Origin of the sequence: Gordonia rhizosphera NBRC 16068 (genome assembly GCF_000298195.1) — a bacterium.
In the GTDB taxonomy this organism is placed as follows: Bacteria; Actinomycetota; Actinomycetes; order Mycobacteriales; family Mycobacteriaceae; genus Gordonia; species Gordonia rhizosphera.
In genome coordinates this window covers 1-16050 of sequence record NZ_BAHC01000154.1, presented here as the reverse complement: position 1 = coordinate 16050, position 16050 = coordinate 1, and the positions used below count along the sequence as shown (strand labels likewise).

Below are 16050 nucleotides of genomic sequence, written 5' to 3'. Positions count from 1 at the left end.
TCCGTTCAGCTCATCTCGTCTGTTCGGTGATCGGCAAGTAGTGGCTCAGGTTGCCCATCCGGCGCTGCGCGCCCGCGACCTCGCGAACCGCCTGTGCGACAAGGCTGCGGTCCAGCGGCGACAGCCGTTTCATATCCAACTCGTCGCTGACCGGTTCGCCTCGGTCGAACTGGGCGACCTGATAGGTGAGCCGAATGCGTTGCAGCACATCGAACACCTCGATCAGGGTTCTCGCGTGATCGTCGGGCAGCATCGGGGAACCGGCGGCGGCCCGCAGCCGGGACCGGGTGTCGAGCTCGGTCGACTCCACGCTGAGCGCCGCCCATCGGGCGATGTTGACCAACGGGGTCAGCGCGTGGTGTTTGATGTCGAAGGTGCCGGCCCGGCCGGTCAGGACGTCACGGATCGACCGCAGTCGCGCCTTCTCCGCCAGGGACTCGTGCAGCAGCAGTGCCAGTGTGCCGGGATGCGCCCGCAGATCGGCGAACACCTCTGCCACCGCCGACAGGCCCTGATCACCCCAGATCGGGCGGGCGTCGAGCAGCAGCGACGTGAAGATCATGCCCTTGTTCTCCAGCGGCGCGTCCAGCCACTGCCGCGCGGCCGACCGCCACTGCGCATGGGTGCGCGCGAACAGCGGCATCGACGCAATGGCCCCGTTGGTGTCGACCGTCATGCCCGCGCCACGCAGGATCTCGTCGATCTCCGCGAACGCCGCGCGGTAGGCGATGATCCGATCGTCGGTCACCGAATCATCGAAGGAGACCGCCGAGTCGACGTCGGAGGTGAGCACCGGCTCGCGACGCGCGTTGCTGCCCAACGACAGCCACGTCACGGCGCCGGGATCGAGGTCGGGGTGCCCGGCCAACACGAGTTCGAGTGCACGCCGCACCACCGCGTCGTGGATCAGCGAGGCGATCGCGGTGATCTCGTGTACGGACTCGTTACGGCGCAGCAGATCCGCCATCAGGTAGGGCACCCGGCGGGCGCGTGAGATGAGCGCCTCGACCGACGTCGCCCGCGACACCTGTCCCCGCAACGCGATTCCGGGCCCCGACGGCGCGGCGACGAAGTCCGCCGCGGACACCACACCCACGACATCACCGGCAGGGTCGACGACCGGCAGCACGGCCAGATCGTGGTCGAGCAGTTCGGTGAGCGCGTCGACCGCGGCGGTCCCCCGGGGAACCGTCGGGCACTCCGCGGTGACGAGATCACCGACGGGGGTGTCGAGGGTGCGTCCCTCCGCGATGACCCGGGCCCGGAAGTCGGCGTCGGTCGCAAGGCCGAAGCGGCCCTGCCCCAACGGGATCAACACGTAGTTCTGGCCGCGGCCGGTGATCAGCGCGGCGGCCTCACGAACCGTCATCGTCGGCGACCCGAGGACCGGTTCGGTCGCGATCAGATCATCGACGGTGGAGTTACCGGACCCGGTCGGCTCACGGCGAAGCGGAACGGTCAGTTTGTCGCCGTGCGGGCGGCGCCCGTGGTCGCTCACGTTAGTCGAAACCTTCCCGGTCACACGACACTTCCCGATCACATGACGAGAACCGCCCTCCGTAGACTCGGCCGGCGCAATGCCGGCGGGTCACACGGAGGGCGGTTCGGCGTACCCGTCGCCTAGGCGTCCACGGTCTCGGGAGCCTTCTCAGACTCCTCGTCGACCGGCACCAGGCTGATCTTGCCGCGCTCGTCGATGTCGGCGATCTCCACGCGCAACTTGGACCCGACGTTCACCACGTCCTCGACCTTGTTGACGCGCTTGCCCTTGCCGAGCTTCGAGATGTGCACCAGACCATCGCGGCCCGGCAGCAGCGACACGAACGCACCGAACGCGGTGGTCTTGACGACCGTGCCGAGGAACCGCTCGCCCACCTTGGGCAGCTGCGGGTTGGCGATCGCGTTGACCTTGTCGATCGCGGCCTGAGCCGACTCGCCGTCGGCGGCACCGATGAACACGGTGCCGTCGTCCTCGATGGAGATGTTGGCGCCGGTCTCCTCGGTGATGCCGTTGATCGTCTTGCCCTTGGGCCCGATCAGCTCACCGATCTTGTCCACCGGGATCTTGATGGTGGTGATGCGCGGGGCGTACGGGCTCATCTCGTCGGGCTCGTCGATGGCCTCGGCCATCACGTCGAGGATGGTCAGCCGCGCATCCTTCGCCTGGCTCAGCGCACCGGCGAGCACGTGGCTCGGGATGCCGTCGAGCTTGGTGTCGAGCTGCAGGGCGGTGACGAAGTCCTTGGTGCCCGCAACCTTGAAGTCCATGTCGCCGAACGCATCCTCGGCGCCGAGGATGTCGGTCAGCGCGACGTAGCGGGTCTGCCCGTCGACCTCGTCGGACACCAGACCCATTGCAATGCCGGCGACCGGCGCCTTGAGCGGCACACCGGCGTTGAGCAGCGACATCGTCGAGGCACACACCGAACCCATCGAGGTGGAACCGTTGGAGCCCAACGCCTCCGAGACCTGACGGATCGCATACGGGAACTCGTCGACGCTCGGGATCACCGGCACGAGAGCACGTTCGGCCAGCGCGCCGTGCCCGATCTCGCGACGCTTCGGCGAACCGACACGGCCGGTCTCACCCGTCGAATACGGCGGGAAGTTGTAGTGGTGCATGTAGCGCTTGGACGTCTCGGGTCCGAGCGAGTCGATCTGCTGCGCCATCTTCACCATGTCGAGGGTGGTGACGCCCATGATCTGGGTCTCGCCACGCTCGAACAGCGAGCTGCCGTGTGCACGCGGGATGACCGCGACCTCGGCTGAGAGCGACCGGATGTCGGTGATCCCGCGACCGTCGATGCGGAAGTGGTCGGTGAGGATGCGCTGGCGGACCAGCTTCTTGGTCAGCGAGCGGTAGGCGGCGCCGATCTCCTTCTCGCGACCCTCGAACTGCTCGCCGAGCTGTCCGAGGATGTCGGCCTTGAGCTCGTCGGTCTTGTCGTCGCGCTCCTGCTTGCCGGCGATCGTCAGGATCTGCGCCAGACGATCGGTCGCGGCACCCGCGACGGCGTCGTAGACATCGGACTCATACGGCGGGAACAGCGGGAACTCGCCGGTCTCCTTGGCCGCCGCGGCGGCCAGCACCTTCTGCGCTTCGCACAGGCGGGCGATGAACGGCTTGGCGGCCTCGAGGCCCTCGGCGACGATCGCCTCGGTCGGTGCCTGGGCGCCGCCGGCGATGATGTCGATGACGTTCTCGGTGGCCTCCGCCTCGACCATCATGATCGCGACGTCCGCGGTGTCTCCCTCACCGGAGACAATCCGGCCGGCGACGACCATGTCGAACACGGCACCCTCGAGCTGCTCGACGGTCGGGAACGCGACCCACTGACCGGCCTTGTTCTCCTCGGTCGGGATCAGCGCGACACGCACGCCGCCGACCGGGCCGGAGAACGGCAGGCCGGCGAGCTGGGTGGAGGCCGACGCCGCATTGATCGCGACGACGTCGTAGAGGTCCTTCGGATCGAGCGACAGCACGGTCACGACGACCTGGATCTCGTTGCGCAGGCCGTCGACGAAGGACGGGCGCAGCGGACGGTCGATGAGCCGGCAGGTGAGGATGGCGTCGGTGGACGGGCGGCCCTCGCGACGGAAGAACGAGCCGGGGATACGACCCGCGGCGTACATGCGCTCCTCGACGTCGACGGTCAGCGGGAAGAAGTCGAAGTGCTCCTTCGGCTGCTTCGATGCCGCGGTGGTGGACAGCAGCATGGTCTCGTCGTCGAGGTAGGCGGTCACCGATCCGGCGGCCTGCAGGGCCAGACGCCCGGTCTCGAAGCGGATGGTGCGGGTACCGAAGCTGCCGTTGTCGATGACGGCGGTGGCTTCGGTGATCGCGTCGTCATAGTCGGAGTCGAAATCCTGCTCCGGGGTGGTCACATCGGTCATGTGGTTCAGGTGGTCCCTTCATGTCGACCGCCGCCTGCGGCGATCGCGGTGGTGGTACGGGCCGACGGTCCCGTCCGGCAGCGTGACGTGTGCACACGTCGGCACCTACCGCCGAGGTCGGCTCGGAGCGTGGCGAGAGAGCACTGCCGGTCGTGCGCGGCGCGAATCGAGTGCGCGCCGTCGTTCTTGCGCAGACGGCCTTCGATCGAAGCGGCCGGAACGGGGTTCCGGCGGCCACTACCGAGGACCGATCTGTCGTTCTCACGTCCAGCAGGACTTTCACGGCAACGATCACTGGTCAGCCTATCATCGTGGGCCGACCGTCCAGGAAACGTCTCGGCCGCCCCCGCGATGGCGGAGGCGGCCGAAATGACGATGAAGGTGTTCGAGTCTCAGCGACGCAGGCCGAGGCGCTCGATCAGCGAGCGGTAGCGCTCGATGTCGACCTTGGCGACGTACTTGAGCAGACGACGACGTCGTCCGACGAGCAGCAGCAGACCACGACGGCTGTGGTGATCATGCTTGTGCTGCTTGAGGTGCTCGGTGAGGTCAGTGATGCGCTTGGTGAGCAGCGCGACCTGGGCCTCGGGCGAACCGGTGTCGGTCTCGTGCAACCCGTACTCGGTGAGGATGGTCTTCTTCTCGGCAGCAGTCAGTGCCATGGAGATACTCCTGGATTCTCAGTCCCGCGTTCTCTTTGACCCTCCGTCGGCATCCACCCGGATGTCGGAAGGCGGCGCGCCACCGCGGACCGCAGCAACGCCGATCGACCAATTTACCAGCACCGCCCCGACCAGCCCAAATCGGCGACTCGGCGGCAGTGCCCCTCCCCGTCGAGCGTGCACAGATCCCCGTCGAGCGTGCACAGATCCCCGTCGAGCGTGCACAGATGCGCACGCTCGACGCCAAGGCGTGCACGTTCGACGCCAGGACGCGCACGTTCGACGCCAGGACGCGCACGCTCGGCGCGGAGGGACGCGAACGTGCGTGTCCGGTCAGCGGTCGGTCGCGGCGGCGTTCGGGTCCGCGGCGAGGATCCCGCGGGTCTTCTCCACGTCGTCGCCGATGGCGGTGATGAGGTCGTTGATGTCCGGATAGCTGACCATCCCGCGGATGCGGCCGACGAAGTCGACGGCGACGTGCTGGCCGTAGAGATCGGCGCTGGTATCGAGGACGAACGCCTCGACGGTGCGAGTACGACCCGAGAAGGTCGGATTGGTCCCGACCGACACCGCCGCCTGGTAGCGCTCCCCCGGCACGACCTGCCCGACCACCGGACCCGCGCCGAGCACGGTGAACCACGCGGCGTAGACACCGTCGGCCGGGATCGCCGCGTACATCGGCGGCGCGACATTCGCGGTGGGGAACCCGAGCTCGCGGCCTCGGCCGTCGCCCCGGACCACGACACCCTCCACGCGGTGCGAACGCCCGAGCGCCTCGGCGGCGAGTTCGACGTCCCCGGCGCCGACACAGGAACGGATGTAGGTCGACGAGAACGTCACCGCGTGCTCCCCGAACAACGAGATCGCCTGCACCTCGAAGCCGAACATCTTCCCCAGCTCGGCGAGCTTCGCGACGTTTCCGGCCGCCTTCTTCCCGAAGGTGAAGTTGTCCCCGACGACGACGTCGGCCGCGTGCAGCGTCTCCACCAGGATGTCGTGCGCGAAATCCTTCGGTGAGCGTGACGCCAGCTCCGGCGTGAACGGCATGACACAGAAGACGTCGATGCCGAGTTCCTCGGCGAGTTCGGCTCGGCGGGTCAGCGTGGTCAGTTGCGGCGGATGGGTGCCCGGACGGACGACCTCCGCAGGATGCGGGTCGAAGGTCATCAGCACGGCCGGTATCCCATGACGTTTGGCCGCCCGGGTGGCGGCGTGGATCAGCTGGGCGTGCCCGCGGTGCACGCCGTCGAAAACGCCGATCGTGACCACACACCTACCCCAGTCCGCGGGGATGTCCTCGAGACCTCGCCAACGCAACACGCGCACCAGCCTACGGCGCGGCCCGTCGCCAAACCACCGCCACCACCGTTGCGGGGGCCCGCGTGTCGCGATGGTCGTCGCGAGACGAACGGCTCGTGACGACCACCCGAACAGATCGAGGCGAGCACACCTCCGGTGCCGGGATCGCCGTGCCAGTGGCCGGGCCGCCGCAGGGATGTGCCGCTAAGCTCGATGCATGCCTCAGTCCCGCGCGGCCGGAACCGGCAGGTCCGGGGTCGGTAAGTCAGAGCCCCCCGCCGACCGACCGGTGACGGAACTGTCCACGGTCACCCAGGACTACCTCAAAGTGATCTGGACCGTGCAGGAATGGGCCGACGTCAAGGTCACCACCAAGATGCTGGCCGAGCGGCTCGGGGTGTCGGCGTCGACGGCGTCGGAGGCCATCCGCAAACTCGCCGACCAGGGGCTGGTCGCGCACGAGCGCTACGGCGCGGTCACCCTCACCGACGAGGGCCGCAGCGCCGCGGTTCTCATGGTCCGCCGGCATCGGCTGCTCGAGACGTTCTTGGTCCGCGAACTCGGTTACGGCTGGGACGAGGTCCACGACGAGGCCGAGGTCCTCGAACACGCCGTCTCCGACCGTCTGATGTCACGCCTGGACGCCAAGCTGGGTCACCCCAGCCGGGATCCGCACGGCGACCCGATCCCGTCCATCGACGGATCTGTCCCGAGCCCCGACGTGACGCTGCTATCCGATCTCGACGTCGACGAATCCGGCACCGTGGCAAGGATTTCCGACGACGATCCGGAGATGTTGCGGTACTTCGCCGAGGTGGGCGTGGCCCTCGACTGCCGACTGACCGTCGTCGAGAAGCGGCCATTCGCGGGCACGATCTCGATCTCTGTCGACGGCAACCACCGCATCGATCTCGGTGACATCGCGGCGCGCGCCATCTTCCTGGTCCCCGCCTGACGCCGGCGGCCCTCAGGTGCCGTTGAGGGTGTCGACCAGCGTCGGGATCGTCGCCACACCCCAGGCCACCACTGCGATCACGGCGACCACCGCCGCCAGCAGTACCAACCAGGCCAGCACGCGGGCCGGCACCGAGCCCTTGGTGCCGATCAGTAGCTTCACGTATTCGACGAACAGGTCGATGAGCCGAACCAGAATCATCATCGTCGGACTCCTCAGGTCATCGTCACGTTCGAGAACGTCAGCACCGGCCAGCACACTATCGACCCCAGGAAGGAGATCACCGTGTCGAGCGGGCTGTCGACGTTCGACAGGTGTGACGTGTGCGTGAGGGTCCAGATCACACCGATGACGAAGTACGGGATGCCGATGAGGATGAGGACGCCGATGAACTCGGACACCTTCATCTCGTGGTCGAGGACCCGACCGATCATGTTCCACATCGTTGCGGCTCTTTCTGCTATGACCCAAAATGATTCGGTGACGGCTCTGGGTGAGGAGGAACTCGGGCAGCCGGATCAGATGAGCGGCTTGCCCTTACGAATCCGGCGGCGCAGGTCGCCCATCATCAGCCAGAACGGCCCGACCCGCAGGGGTGCCGGCAGGAAACGGTTGACGAAGCCCACGAACAGGAACAGGTTGTCGAACCGGCGTTGATCGATCGGCCGCCACGGCAGGTCCAGACGTTCGCGGAAGAGTGGCGGCAGGGACCCGATGGTCAGGAATCTCAACAGCCCGCGCAGCGATATCCCGAGCACCGGCGTGATCATCCGCAGGTCGATCAGCTCGGTGATGAACTGCTTCTGCGTCTCGTCGTAGCTGATCCGATCGCACGCGATGTTCCAGTAGTGATCGAAGTCCTTGCGGGTGGCCGGCCACATCTCCGCCGGCACCTGCAGCGTCGTCGCCAGCGGTCTCGCACCCTGATAGAACTGCTCGGCCTGTTCGTCGTCCATCGGACCGTGCAGCAGCATGTTGGTGTCCTCGAACCCGACGTACAGGCAGGCCGCGACCCACAGCTGCAGCTCACGATTGAATGCGTTGTACTTGACCGGAGAACTCTCGGTGCTACGCACGTGGCGATGCGCGGAGTTCACCGCCTCACGGAAAGCGATCCTCTCCTCGTCGGTACCCAGCAGCGCGACAGCCAGATACTGCTCGGTGGTCCGCAGCCGCTTCCATGGATGTTTCATCAGCGAGCCGGATTCGACCTTGGACTCCATGACGCCGTAGGCCACCTCGGGCCACCCCAGCTGCATCGCGACGTTGGCCGCCGAGCCGGCGCCTGCCCACCATTCGAACGCATCCTGGATCACGGTCTTGTGCAACGGATCGTTGGGTCGGCGCTGCGGGATGTTGATCGGGATACGGGTTTCCGCGGTGGTCAGTCGTGGTCGGGTCGTGTCCAGATCCGGTAGGTACCTCGAGTGCGTACGCTTCGTTGCCGCCCCGCTCGTCATGCGTCCCCCGCCCATATCTGAATATTGATGTAGTCACATACGATGGGCCGCGCGGCATTCCGTGTCAAGTCGCCACGGTGATCTTCGACACCATTCGGGACCAAAGTCCGTCATCCGACGGGACCGGGCATGAGGTCCGGCGCTGTCACCGCAAGGTCGCGGGTCGAACCACCATGACCGAACTCGCGCGCCGACCCTTCTCCTGGACCAGCGCGATCGCCTGCCCGGCCGGATCGATCACGACGTATATCCCCTTGCGTCCCACCGGTTCCAGCCATCGACCCTGACTGATCGACTCGGCCTCGTCGTCGTCGATGTCGCGGTGCGGGAACGAGATCTTGACCGCCTCGTCGATGGTCAGCGACATCTGCGGATGCTCCTGCAGCTGCGCCAGTGTGCGGGCGTGTTCGAGGGTGAAGGGCCCCACCGCGGTGCGACGCAGCGCCGTCAGATGTCCGCCGACGCCGAGGCCGGCACCGAGATCACGTGCGAGCGAACGGATATAGGTTCCGGCCGAGCAGTCGACCTCGACGTCGACGTCGACGAACCCGTCGTCGGTGGCACCGATGCCGAGGATGTCGAATCGGGAGACCGTGACCGGTCGGGCCTCGAGGTTGAACTCGGCGCCGCTGCGGACCAGTTTGTGTGCACGCCGGCCGTCGACCTTGATGGCGCTGACCTTGGCCGGGACCTGCGCGATGTCGCCGGTGAGGGCCGCGACCCCCTCGGCGATCCGGTCAGAAGACAGATGGCTCGCGTCCGCACGCGAGATGATCTGTCCTTCACGGTCGTCGGTGTCGGTGCTCGCGCCGAGACGGATCGTCGCGACATACGACTTGGTGGTCAGCGACAGCAGACCGAGCAGTTTGGTGGCGCGTTCGATCCCGATCACCAACACTCCGGTCGCCATCGGGTCGAGGGTTCCCGCGTGCCCGACCCGGCGGGTGTTGAACAGCTTCCGGCAGCGAGATACGACATCGTGGCTGGTCATGTCGGCGTCCTTGTCGACGATAACCAGCCCGGCGTTCTCGATGGATGCATCGGCCATGTCAGACCAGCGCAATCGAGGTCGTGATCAGCCCGCGGTCGATGAGCCAGCGCCCGGGCAGTTCCCGGATCGGTGGCCCACCGTCGGCGGCCACGGGATCGATCAGGATGCGTGAGACGAAGGTGCCTCCCCGCGGCGTGGTCTGCTCGAAGCTGATGTGGGCGTCCTCGAACCCGAGCCAGCGCCCGGTGACCGGGAACCATGCCTTGTAGGTGGCCTCCTTGGCACAGAACAGAAGCCGGTCCCAGTGCAGTCCCGCCGGCCGGGTCGCCAGGACGTCGCGTTCGGCGGCGAGGCTGGTGTGCTCGAGCACCCCGTCGGGCAGGCACGCGTGGGGTTCGGCGTCGATGCCGAGCGAGCGGACCTGCAGCGCGTAGCCCACGACGGCGGCCCGGTACCCGTCGCAGTGCGTGAGGCTGCCGACCACCTTGTCCGGCCACAGCGGCATCCCGCGGTCGCCACGCATGATCGCCGTCGGCCCGATCCCCAGCTCGGACAGGGCCTGTCGCGCGCAGTACCGCGCGGTGGTGAACTCCCGGCGCCGCTTCTCCACAGCGCGTTCGATCAGTGTCCGCTCGGCGGGCATCGGTTCGATTCCGGGTGGATCGGAGAAGGCCTCGGCCGCGGCAACGCCCGTGGGCACGAGTTGTTCGATCACCGACGCTCCTCGCTCGTGGTTGATGGGCCCGACCGTCCGGCGCGACGGTCGCGTCTCTCCTGGACTCGGCGGGCGAAGTCGCGCGCCCGCTGCTCGTAGTCGGGTGGCAGTTCGAATCGCACGCCGTGCTGGGGCAGGTCGGCGGCGGTCAGCCCGGGGTCGGGAATGATCGCGCGCAGCAACGGATCCGGCAGCCCGCGTCGCTTCCACTCGCGGGGGTAACCGACCGACACCTCCTCGAATCGCACGCGGTCGTACCAGGTGGTCCGCGGTATGTGCAGATGGCCGTAGACGCAGCAGGCCGCGTGGTAGCGGGTGTGCCAGTCCGCGGTCTCCTCCGTGCCGCACCACAGCGCGAACTCGGGGTACATCAACGCGTCGGTGGGTTCGCGCCGCAGCGGCCAGTGGTTGATCAGAATCGTCGGTTCGGTCGGGTCGAGGGCGTCGAGTCGCGCCCTGGTCGCCGCCACGCGCGCCCGCCCCCAGGCGTCGCGGGTGGGATAGGGCTCCGGGGACAGCAGGAACTCGTCGGTGGCGACGACGTTGCGTTCGCGGGCCAGCGCCAGCGCGGTCAGCGTCGTCGAGGTGCCTTCGGGCCGAAAGGTGTAGTCGTAGAGCAGGAACATCGGCACCACCCGCACCGGCTGCGCGCCGTTGCCCGGGTCGAACAACGGGTAGATGTCCTCCGGGGTCACCACGCCGAGGTCGCGGCAGGCCTGGACCAGATAGTCGTAGCGGGCCACGCCGAAGACCTGCAGCGGGTCCTTGGCGGTCGTGTACAGCTCGTGGTTGCCGGGCACCCACACCACCGTGTGGAACCGCGTGCGCAGCCGGCGCAGGGTGTCGACGATATCGTCGGTGCGTTCGGCGACGTCACCGGCGACGATGAGCCAGTCGTCGGAACTCTGGGGTCGCAGCTGATCGACGATGTGCTCGTTGCCGCGATGCGCGACGTGCAGATCGCTGATTGCCCACAGAGTTGCCACGAAGATCCATCGTGCCAGAGTGGTGCCACGGCCGACTCCCCGCCACCGCGCCACCGACGGTGCTGCGGCCGCGGTCCCACGCTGGTCAGGAGGGAACGCCGGTCCGACGCCACTGTCCGCCACGGACTCGCAGCCCGACGGCGCCCAGCCGGATGAGCATGAACACCATCAGACCCGACCAGATCCCCGCCAACCCCCAGTCGAGGACGAGCGAGAGCCAGATCAGCGGCAGGAACCCCACAAGGGCGGCGGTCAATGTCGCGGTCCGCAGGAAGCGGGCGTCGCCGCTGCCGAGGAGCACACCGTCGAGCGCGAACACGATGCCCGCGATCGGGAGCATCGCCACGAAGAACCACCAGGGCACGACGATCGCGTCGAGGATGTCGGGTTCGGAGGTGAACAGGCGCGGGATCAGCCCGGCACCGAGGGCGAACACTCCGGCCATCACACCGGCCGCGATCACCGACACCAGCGTCACCTTGCGGGCGACCCCGACCGCGGCGCCCACCGCGCCCGCCCCGAGGGCTGCGCCGACGAGTGCCTGCGCGGCGATGGCCAGCGAATCGAGGAACAGCGACATGAACTCCCACAGCTGCAGGACCACCTGATGCGCGGCGACCGCGGACACTCCGAACCGGGCCGCGACCGCGGCCGCCGACAGGAAGCACACCTGAAACGACAGACTGCGCAGCACCAGGTCACGCGCCATCACCAGTTGGGCGCGCATGATCGACCAGTCCGGTCGTAGGTGTTCGGGGCCCGACCGACCGGCCTCGCGGACGACCCGGATCAGGAACAGCAGCCCGGTGATCGCCTGCCCGATGAGGTTGGCGATGGCGCTGCCGGGCATCCCGAGGCGGGGGAAGAACCCGACACCGTGCGTCAGCCCGACGACGAGGACCGCGGCCACCGACAACCCCGCGACGACGTAGAGCACCGGGCGTCGGGTGTCCTGCACTCCACGCATCCAGCCGTTGCCGGCCATCGACAGCAGAATCAGGGGCACTCCGAACATCGCGATGCGCAGCCATCCGGCGGCGTCGGCGACGACCTCGTCGGACCGGGCGGAACCCGAACCCACGAGGACATGCATGATCACGGGGGCCAACGGATACATCACCGCGACGATGACGATCCCGACCAGGACACCGATCCAGCTCGCCTGTACGCCCTCGACCACCGCCCCGGGCCGGTCCCCCGCCCCGAATCGTCGCGCCGATCGGGCCGTGGTGCCATAGGACAGAAACGTCAACTGCGTGCTGATCACGCTGAGCACCAGCGTCGCCACCCCGAGCGCCGCCAGTTGCGTCCCACCGAGGCGTCCGACGACGGCGAGATCGAGCAGCAGATAGAGGGGCGGCGCGATGAGCACCGCCAACGCGGACAGCGTCAGGATGCTGATCCGGCGGGCCGTGTGCGTCGATGCGTCCGCCGTGGTCTCCGTCGGTTCCGGAGCGCTCAGAGCGACCCCACCAGGCGGGCGACGACCCGGTCGACGGTCCCGGTGTCGCTGTAACCGGATGCATGACGATGACCACCACCGCCGTGAGCGGTCGCGATCGGCACCAGGTCGACCCGCCGCTTGGACCGCAACGACACCGTCCACGTGCTGGGCGCGGTCTCCTTGAAGACCGCCGCCACCTCGGCCTCGTCGGCGGTCCGCACAAGGTCGATGAGGCTCTCGGATTCCTCCCAGCTCATGCCGGACAGCGTCGCGTGGTCGACGACGGCGTAGACGAGCCCCTCACCGTCGCAGGCCTCCGGCACGAGCGTCGCACCGCCGAGCACGGTGGCCACCATCCCGAACCAGGCGAACGGATGGGTGTCGAGGAGGCTGCGGCTCAACGTCCGCGGATCGACACCGGCATCGACCAACCGTCCTGCGATCCGGAACGACTCGGCTCGCGCCCACCGGAATGAGCCGGTGTCGGTCACCAGGCCCGCGTAGAGACAGGTCGCGATGTCGACATCGATCTCGACACCGAGTTCGTCGAGAACTGACAGCACCAGGACCGCCGTGCAGTCCGCCGACGGATCGATCAGATCGAGATCTCCGAAACCGTCGTTGGAGACGTGATGGTCGATGGTCACGGTCCGGGTCGCGGCGCTGAACGCCGCGGCCAGCGCGTCCAACCGGCCCAGACTCGCCGCATCGACCGATACAGCGACCGGATGCCCGATCAGATCGTGCTCGGTCACGAGCAGCTTCGACCCCGGCAATCCGCGCAGGTTGTCGGGCAGCGCGACCGTGTCCGGGAAGGCGACCTCCACCTTCGCGCCGAGCCGATCCAGGGCCAACCCCAGGGCCAGTCCGCTGCCGATCGTGTCCGCGTCCGGACGGACGTGGCAGAGGATGGACACGGCCGGGGCGTCGGCGAGAGCCATCGCCACGGCCGCGGAACTCGCTGCGGTCACTCCCGGGAACCGTCTTCGTCGTCTTCGCGGGTGCGGTACGGGTCGGCCTCGCCGGCCGGCGTCGCCTCGCGGGCCTGACGCGCGACGAGTTCGTCGTTGGCGCGCGCCCGCGCGACGAGTTCCTCCATGTGCCGGGCCGCGTCGGGCACGGTGTCGAGCACGAAGGTGAGGGTCGGGGTGAAACGGACACCGGTGCCGGCCCCGACCTTGGAGCGCAGGATTCCGGTAGCCTTCGCCAGCCCGGCCGCCGCCGCCTCGAAGTCGGGCTCGGCGTCGATCGATTCGCCCATCACCGTGTAGTAGAGCGTTGCGTCATGCAGATCGTTCGTCACTCGCGCGTCGGTGATGGTCACATGTGCCAGCCGGGGATCCTTGATCTCCGAGCCGATCGCCGACGCGACGATCGACGAGATGCGCTTGGCCAACCGGGCAGCTCTCGCCGAATCAACCATCTGCGGTCCTTTCCATCAGAAGACCGCTCCCCTTCCCGCGGCACCGGTAACGGTGCAGCGGGAAGGGGAGTCGATCGGTGTCAGGGCACGAGCTCAGTCGCGCGGCTTCTCCTGCAACTTCTGCGTCTCGATGACATCGTCGACCTTGATGTCCGTCGAGGATGTCAGTCGCGCGGCTTCTCCTGCAGCTCGTACGTCTCGATGACATCGTCGACCTTGATGTCCGTCGAGGATGTCAGTCGCGCGGCTTCTCCTGCAGCTCGTACGTCTCGATGACATCGTCGACCTTGATGTCGCTGTATGTCAGCGTGAGACCGCATTCGTAACCGTCGCGGACCTCGGTGACATCGTCCTTCTCCCGTCGCAGCGACGAGATCGTGAGGTTCTCGGCAACGACCACGTTGTCGCGCAGCAGACGGGCCTTGGCGTTGCGACGCATGATGCCCGAGGTGACCAGACAGCCGGCGATGTTGCCGACCTTCGACGACTTGAAGATGGCGCGGATCTCGGCGCGGCCGAGTTCCACCTCTTCGTAGATCGGCTTGAGCATGCCCTTGAGCGCGCTCTCGATCTCGTCGATGGCCTGGTAGATCACCGTGTAGTAGCGGATGTCGACACCCTCGCGGTTGGCCAGCTCGGTCGCCTTGCCCTCCGCACGGACGTTGAAGCCGATGATGATCGCATCCGATGCCGCCGCCAGGTTGACGTTGGTCTCGGTGACACCACCGACACCGCGGTCGATCACCCGCAACGAGACCTCGTCGCCCAGGTCGATGCCGAGCAGCGCCTCTTCGAGGGCCTCGACGGTACCCGAGTTGTCGCCCTTGAGGATCAGGTTGAGCTGGCTGGTCTCCTTGAGCGCCGAGTCCAGGTCTTCCAGGCTGATCCGCTTGCGGCTGCGCGCGGCCAGTGCGTTGCGCTTGCGCGCGTTGCGGCGGTCGGCGATCTGCCGGGCGATGCGGTCCTCCTCGACGACGAGCAGGTTGTCGCCCGCGCCGGGCACCGAGGTGAAGCCGATCACCTGGACCGGACGCGACGGCAGTGCCTCTTCGACGTCGTCACCGTGTTCGTCGACCATGCGGCGGACACGACCATAGGCGTCGCCGGCCACCACCGAGTCACCGACCTTGAGCGTGCCGCGCTGCACGAGCACGGTCGCCACCGGTCCACGACCGCGGTCGAGGTGCGCCTCGATCGCGACACCCTGGGCATCCATGTCCGGGTTGGCGCGCAGATCGAGTGCGGCGTCCGCGGTCAGCAGCACCGCTTCGAGCAGCTGGTCGATGTTGGTGCCCTGCTTGGCCGAGATGTCGACGAACATCGCGTCGCCGCCATACTCCTCGGGGATGAGGCCGTACTCGGTCAGCTGACCACGGATCTTCGCCGGGTCGGCGCCCTCCTTGTCGATCTTGTTGACCGCCACGACGATCGGCACGTCGGCCGCCTGCGCGTGGTTGACCGCCTCGACCGTCTGCGGCATCACGCCGTCGTCGGCCGCGACCACCAGGATCGCGATGTCGGTGGCCTTCGCACCACGGGCACGCATGGCGGTGAACGCCTCGTGACCCGGGGTGTCGATGAAGGTGATCAGGCGATCGTCGCCGTTGAGGTGGGTGTTCACCTGGTAGGCACCGATGTGCTGGGTGATGCCACCGGCCTCGGCCTCGCGCACATTGGCCTTGCGGATCGTGTCGAGCAGGCGGGTCTTGCCGTGGTCGACGTGACCCATGACGGTGACCACCGGGGGCCGCTGTTCGAGGTCTTCCTCGCCACCCTCGTCCTCGCCGTAGGACAGGTCGAAGCTCTCGAGGAGCTCGCGGTCCTCGTCCTCCGGGCTGACGACCTGGACGTTGTAGTTCATCTCGCCGCCGAGCAGCTCCAGCGTCTCGTCGTTGACCGACTCGGTCGCCGTGACCATCTCACCGAGGTTGAACAGTGCCTGCACCAGCGATGCCGGGTTGGCGTCGATCTTGTCGGCGAAGTCGGACAGCGAAGCGCCGCGGGCGAGCCGGATGGTCTCGCCATTGCCGCGCGGCAGCCGGACACCGCCGACTGCCGGTGCCTGCATGTTCTCGTACTCGGCACGTTTTGCGCGCTTCGACTTGCGGCCCTTGCGGGGGGCGCCACCGGGGACGACCGAACGCACCCGCGGCACCGCCCGCGACCCACGGCCACCGCCGCCACCACCACCGGGACGACCGCGGAAGCCTCCGGGAGCTCC

The 16050-nt window shown here is 67.7% G+C and carries 14 protein-coding genes and 1 pseudogene; 1 reads left to right on the top strand and 14 read right to left on the bottom strand.

Annotated elements, in window-relative coordinates; genetic code table 11:
* Positions 1 to 10: 10 nt before the first annotated feature.
* The 4 genes from GORHZ_RS19100 to GORHZ_RS19085 all read right to left on the bottom strand — a co-directional run bounded on the left by GORHZ_RS19100 (position 11) and on the right by GORHZ_RS19085 (position 5876).
* Positions 11 to 1498: a putative nucleotidyltransferase substrate binding domain-containing protein gene (locus GORHZ_RS19100; RefSeq protein ID WP_040532522.1), complete on the bottom strand. Its 1488-nt coding sequence runs from the start codon at positions 1496 to 1498 to the stop codon at positions 11 to 13.
* Positions 1499 to 1620: 122 nt separating this feature from the next.
* Positions 1621 to 3894, bottom strand: coding sequence for a polyribonucleotide nucleotidyltransferase (locus GORHZ_RS19095; protein WP_006335906.1), 2274 nt, complete (start codon positions 3892 to 3894; stop codon positions 1621 to 1623).
* Positions 3895 to 4286: 392 nt separating this feature from the next.
* Entirely contained in the window at positions 4287 to 4556 is a 270-nt protein-coding gene (gene rpsO / locus GORHZ_RS19090; RefSeq protein ID WP_006335905.1) for a 30S ribosomal protein S15, read from the bottom strand.
* 333 nt (positions 4557 to 4889) lie between these two features.
* Positions 4890 to 5876, bottom strand: coding sequence for a bifunctional riboflavin kinase/FAD synthetase (locus GORHZ_RS19085; protein ID WP_083877368.1), 987 nt, complete (start codon positions 5874 to 5876; stop codon positions 4890 to 4892).
* A gap of 196 nt (positions 5877 to 6072) precedes the next feature.
* Here GORHZ_RS19085 and GORHZ_RS19080 point away from each other — a divergent pair, with 196 nt between their 5' ends.
* A complete protein-coding gene (locus GORHZ_RS19080) occupies positions 6073 to 6810 on the top strand; it encodes a metal-dependent transcriptional regulator (protein WP_006335903.1) in 738 nt (245 codons plus the stop codon).
* Positions 6811 to 6822: 12 nt separating this feature from the next.
* Here the strand turns inward: GORHZ_RS19080 and GORHZ_RS19075 are convergent, their stop codons facing one another.
* From GORHZ_RS19075 to infB, 10 genes and pseudogenes are all read right to left on the bottom strand, one after another.
* Positions 6823 to 7014 carry a hypothetical protein gene (locus GORHZ_RS19075; RefSeq protein WP_040532516.1) on the bottom strand — a complete coding sequence of 64 codons (192 nt, stop codon included), beginning with the start codon at positions 7012 to 7014 and terminating at the stop codon, positions 6823 to 6825.
* Positions 7015 to 7025: 11 nt separating this feature from the next.
* Positions 7026 to 7253 carry a hypothetical protein gene (locus GORHZ_RS19070; protein ID WP_006335901.1) on the bottom strand — a complete coding sequence of 76 codons (228 nt, stop codon included), beginning with the start codon at positions 7251 to 7253 and terminating at the stop codon, positions 7026 to 7028.
* Positions 7254 to 7328: 75 nt separating this feature from the next.
* Positions 7329 to 8270, bottom strand: coding sequence for an oxygenase MpaB family protein (locus GORHZ_RS19065; protein WP_040532533.1), 942 nt, complete (start codon positions 8268 to 8270; stop codon positions 7329 to 7331).
* A 145-nt stretch (positions 8271 to 8415) separates the two neighbouring features.
* Positions 8416 to 9318, bottom strand: a complete 903-nt coding sequence (gene truB, locus GORHZ_RS19060) for a tRNA pseudouridine(55) synthase TruB (protein WP_006335885.1) — start codon at positions 9316 to 9318, stop codon at positions 8416 to 8418.
* 1 nt (position 9319) lies between these two features.
* On the bottom strand, positions 9320 to 9976 hold the full coding sequence (locus GORHZ_RS19055) for a 4'-phosphopantetheinyl transferase family protein (RefSeq protein WP_006335884.1): 657 nt from the start codon (positions 9974 to 9976) through the stop codon (positions 9320 to 9322).
* Positions 9973 to 10962 (bottom strand): metallophosphoesterase family protein, encoded by a 990-nt coding sequence (locus tag GORHZ_RS19050; RefSeq protein ID WP_006335883.1) that lies wholly within the window; start codon positions 10960 to 10962, stop codon positions 9973 to 9975. The genes GORHZ_RS19055 and GORHZ_RS19050 overlap by 4 nt, the downstream gene beginning before the upstream one ends.
* Positions 10963 to 11047: 85 nt before the next feature.
* Complete coding sequence (locus GORHZ_RS19045) at positions 11048 to 12424, bottom strand: MATE family efflux transporter (RefSeq protein ID WP_051998995.1); 1377 nt, start codon at positions 12422 to 12424, stop codon at positions 11048 to 11050.
* Positions 12421 to 13377, bottom strand: a complete 957-nt coding sequence (locus tag GORHZ_RS31775; protein ID WP_006335881.1) for a DHH family phosphoesterase — start codon at positions 13375 to 13377, stop codon at positions 12421 to 12423. Before GORHZ_RS31775 ends, GORHZ_RS19045 begins: the two co-directional genes overlap by 4 nt.
* Complete coding sequence (gene rbfA / locus GORHZ_RS19035) at positions 13374 to 13829, bottom strand: 30S ribosome-binding factor RbfA (RefSeq protein WP_006335880.1); 456 nt, start codon at positions 13827 to 13829, stop codon at positions 13374 to 13376. The genes GORHZ_RS31775 and rbfA overlap by 4 nt, the downstream gene beginning before the upstream one ends.
* Before the next feature lie 235 nt (positions 13830 to 14064).
* Positions 14065 to 16050 (bottom strand): annotated as a pseudogene (gene infB / locus GORHZ_RS19030) (translation initiation factor IF-2); the annotation flags it as partial.